Source organism: Sulfuricurvum sp. RIFOXYD12_FULL_44_77 (assembly GCF_001830725.1).
In the GTDB taxonomy this organism is placed as follows: Bacteria; Campylobacterota; Campylobacteria; order Campylobacterales; family Sulfurimonadaceae; genus Sulfuricurvum; species Sulfuricurvum kujiense_A.
This window is the reverse complement of sequence record NZ_MIBU01000136.1, coordinates 1-3,701: the sequence shown is the minus strand read 5'-3', so window position 1 is coordinate 3,701 and position 3,701 is coordinate 1. Positions and strand designations below refer to the sequence as shown.

The following is a 3,701-nucleotide window of genomic DNA, read 5'->3' as shown; positions in this document are numbered from 1 at the left end:
GATTTTTTTAGTGGCGAAAATGGTCTATGGTGATGTGGAAGATTCTGTTCCCGTGAGCGAGAAAATCGGGAAAGTTCCAGTTAAATAATGGTAAAATTCCCATTTTTTAATCAAGGAATTTTATGATCACGACCGTTATCGGAGTTTATACCCTTTACATTATTATCCGTTTGTATGTCAGCGTGATGCAGATCGGCTATATCAATCAGATTAAATGTAAAGGTGCTGTGCTGATGGGGGAGCGGGAGTATCTGGATGCCGCTAACTATGCAGTCGCCAAAGAGAAGCTCGGGATGATGGAGACGTTTGTTGAATACGGACTTTTCCTCCTTTGGATGGGGGGGATGATGGCATGGCTCGATTCTGCTTTAGTCTCTCAAACTCCACTGACACAAACGATTATAGCCGTAATGGGACTTATTGTGATCAATGGTCTTGTGATGCTGCCGTTTGGTTGGATTGCAAAATTCAAAATCGATGCCAAGTACGGATTTAACCGCTCTTCAACGGGTCAGTTTGTCAAAGACACCCTGATCAGTACCCTTTTAACCCTTGTTATCGGCAGTTTTATGGTTTGGATCGTCTCGCTGATCATTACCTCAAGTGAACTATGGTGGCTGTGGAGTTTTGCCTTTATTATGGCCGTTGTTATTGCTATCAACATGTTCTTTCCTACCATCCGAGCGCTCTTTTTTGATAAAGTGACTCCGTTGGAAGACCCTGAACTCCGAGATCAGATTGAAGCGTTGATGGCAAAAACGGGGTTTGTCAGCAGCGGTGTTTTTATCAGCGATGCTAGTAAACGCGATGCCCGTCTAAACGCTTATTTTGGCGGACTCGGAAAATCAAAGCGGGTGATACTCTTCGATACCCTTATCCAAAAGCTTACCCCCTCAGAGCTGGTGGCCGTTTTGGGACATGAGCTAGGGCATTTTGCTCATGGGGATTTGTACAAAAATATCACGATGGTAGGGGTAATGCTGTTTGGGATGTTTGCCCTCTTCGGCAATCTGCCCGAAACCCTTTATATGGAACTTGGGGTTTCACAAAGTCCTCATATCGTCATGATGCTCTTTATTCTCCTTCTTCCCGTCGTCAGTTTTGTTATGATGCCGCTGATGGGGATTATGAGCCGCCATAACGAATATGAAGCCGATCGAACGGGTGCGGAACTCGGCGGTGCTGAGCATCTCGTCAATGCCCTCAAAAAACTGGTGAGCGAAAATAAAAGCTTTCCGTTATCACATCCGCTCTATCGCTTTTTTCATACGACCCATCCTCCGGTCGTGGATCGGCTCCGTGCGTTAGGGTATGATATCCGCATTGAAAAAGATGAAGGATATGCCGACCCATGTCCAAACGACTAAAAGAACTTCACGAAGAGATTACGCTCCGATTGAACGGTGTCGTAGACTCTCCCCGCCGCGAGGCGGAACTTCTCCTTATCGCCTATTTAGGCAAAGATCAGCTCTATTTTATTACCCATCAAGAGGATATGATAGATGAGAATCATCCCAAACTTTTGGAATGGATAGCAAAACGAAGCGCTAACGTACCGCTTGAGTATTTAACCAATCGCGTCAGTTTTTACAGCCGTGAGTTTTACATCGACGAGGGGGCGTTAATCCCCCGTCCTGAGACGGAACATTTGATTGATGAAGTGTTGGGACGTATTTCGGCAGATGAAGCTTTAACCATCGTTGAAGTAGGGGTAGGGAGCGGGATTATTTCGATACTTCTTGCATTGCATTTGCCAAATACCCGTTTTATTGCCGTTGATATTTCACCGCGTGCATTGGCTGTTGCACGCCGTAATATCGAAAGATTCGGTTTGAGTGATCGAATCGAACTGCGTGAGGGGGATTTGCTCTCATCTATCACTGAAAAAATCGATTTTCTAGTCTCTAATCCCCCCTATATCGCCCAAGACGCTCCGCTGGAGTCTAATCTCTCGTATGAGCCTCAAAACGCTCTCTTCGGCGGGGAAATCGGGGATGAAATGATTCGTGCTTTGCTGGATGAAGTGTACGCTCGCCGTATTCCTTCCTTTGCGTGCGAGATGGGTTACGATCAACGACTAAAAGTGCAAGAGTATCTTAAAAATTTTGCGGTACAATCTTTGGATTTTTATACCGATTACGCTGCGTTTGATCGGGGATTTGTATTAAAGGCTATTCATGAATAAGAAAGTGGTTATTGACGTTCTTTATATTTTACTCATCGCTATGACGGCAGGGGCTGTTTTGGTGCTTGGCGTGTTTGTTGCCGCCGTAGTCTTCCACTCAGAAGTCTATCTCACCCTCCCGCTTTTATCCCGCTACGAAGAGGGAAAAATTATGGGGGAAATTTTCCGCCGTTTTACCTATTGGGCTTATTTTATGAGTGCGGTCATTGCTGTGTACGAAGTGTCACGCTACAAAGTGATGCAGATTGATAAAATTTCGATTTTGAGTGCATTAGGTTCTATCGGAACACTCCTTTTATTCAGTGCCGTGTATACCCCAAAAATTTTAGAGTATCAATCACGGGGTGAAGCGGCGATCGATGCCTCATTCGAAGCTCTTCATAAAGCAAGTGAGATTGATTTTAAAATTTTGCTCCTCACTCTGTTGATTTTATTTAGCCGTAGAGCTTATTTGATGGCGGTAAAAAAATGATTCGATTTGATAATGTCACCAAAAGCTTCGGAAAACGGGAGATTCTGCGCGGAGTCAACTTAGAGATCGAAAAAGGGAAAACAACGGTCATTTTCGGCGTCTCAGGCGGCGGAAAATCAACGATTATCAAACATATTGTCGGATTGCTTAAACCCGATTCGGGAACCATCACCGTCGATGGGATACGGGTGGATAACGCCGATGAAACGACACTGCGCTCCATCCGAACCAAGGTGGGATTTTTGTTTCAAAGCGGTGCGTTATTTGACAGTATGAATATCCGTGAAAACGTTGCATTTCCGATGCGTGAGCATCAAAACCTTTCTATGAAAGAGTTGGAATACAAAATCGATGAAAAGCTCACGATGGTAGGGCTTGATCCAAAAATCGTCAAATCTCTCTACCCCGAAGAGCTCAGCGGCGGGATGCGCAAGCGGGTCGGATTGGCGCGTACCCTCGCATTGGAACCGGATGTTATTCTTTACGATGAACCGACATCAGGGCTTGATCCCGTTACGAGCGATTTTATCACCCAAATGATCTGCCGTCTTCGCGAAGAGATCAATATGACCTCTATCCTCATCAGCCATGATATTTCTGAGAGTTTTAAAGCGGGGGATAATTATGCGATGCTTTTTGACGGCGTGATTGTCGAAGCGGGGAATAAAGAGGCCTTTAAAAACTCATCGAATGCCGTTGTTCAGCAGTTTATCCATGCACGTGCCGAAGGGCCGATAGCGTTTCATTAACGTCCCCCAAACTTCTTCGTCCACCACTCTTGCGGAGTGAGGGTCTTCTCTCTTAGATGCTCTTCATCAAAGTTAAACTCATATTTAGAACAATACTCTAAAAGGATTGCATACGCTTCATTGATCTGAGTACTCATGGCGTGTGCCGTATCGGTATCATCAGGGTGTTTGTCGGGGTGCCATTGTTGCATCATATTTTTGTAGCGGGTTTTGATGTCGGAGAGGGTAGCTTTGTCGCTCAGGCCAAGGAGCGTTTTGGCCTTTATGAGCGTGTCAAATGAGAGCATGGAAAGAG

At 45.3% G+C, this 3,701-nt stretch carries 5 protein-coding genes; 4 read left to right on the top strand and 1 reads right to left on the bottom strand.

Annotation, left to right across the window (positions count from 1 at the left end; all coding sequences use genetic code 11):
- The first annotated feature begins 122 nt into the window (after nucleotides 1-122).
- From A2517_RS05720 to A2517_RS05705, 4 genes are read left to right on the top strand one after another with little or no spacing between them, the layout of a single operon-like run.
- Nucleotides 123-1,367: a M48 family metallopeptidase gene (locus A2517_RS05720; protein ID WP_294895017.1), complete on the top strand. Its 1,245-nt coding sequence runs from the start codon at nucleotides 123-125 to the stop codon at nucleotides 1,365-1,367.
- Complete coding sequence (prmC, locus tag A2517_RS05715) at nucleotides 1,352-2,185, top strand: peptide chain release factor N(5)-glutamine methyltransferase (RefSeq protein WP_294895015.1); 834 nt, start codon at nucleotides 1,352-1,354, stop codon at nucleotides 2,183-2,185. The genes A2517_RS05720 and prmC overlap by 16 nt, the downstream gene beginning before the upstream one ends.
- On the top strand, nucleotides 2,178-2,657 hold the full coding sequence (locus A2517_RS05710; RefSeq protein WP_294895013.1) for a DUF4149 domain-containing protein: 480 nt from the start codon (nucleotides 2,178-2,180) through the stop codon (nucleotides 2,655-2,657). Before prmC ends, A2517_RS05710 begins: the two co-directional genes overlap by 8 nt.
- Nucleotides 2,654-3,406 carry an ABC transporter ATP-binding protein gene (locus A2517_RS05705; protein WP_294895010.1) on the top strand — a complete coding sequence of 251 codons (753 nt, stop codon included), beginning with the start codon at nucleotides 2,654-2,656 and terminating at the stop codon, nucleotides 3,404-3,406. The genes A2517_RS05710 and A2517_RS05705 overlap by 4 nt, the downstream gene beginning before the upstream one ends.
- On the opposite strand, the gene A2517_RS05700 is transcribed toward A2517_RS05705, so the two are convergent.
- Nucleotides 3,403-3,701 (bottom strand): J domain-containing protein (locus tag A2517_RS05700; protein WP_294895009.1); only part of this gene is annotated, 299 nt, incomplete at its 5' end. The two genes, A2517_RS05705 and A2517_RS05700, sit on opposite strands and share 4 nt — an antisense overlap.

Bases quoted from the DNA above. Each gene is read 5' to 3' on its own strand.
- A2517_RS05720 (WP_294895017.1), top strand. From the start codon at position 123: ATGATCACGACCGTTATCGGAGTTTATACCCTTTACATTATTATCCGT.
- prmC (WP_294895015.1), top strand. From the start codon at position 1,352: ATGTCCAAACGACTAAAAGAACTTCACGAAGAGATTACGCTCCGATTG.
- A2517_RS05710 (WP_294895013.1), top strand. From the start codon at position 2,178: ATGAATAAGAAAGTGGTTATTGACGTTCTTTATATTTTACTCATCGCT.
- A2517_RS05705 (WP_294895010.1), top strand. From the start codon at position 2,654: ATGATTCGATTTGATAATGTCACCAAAAGCTTCGGAAAACGGGAGATT.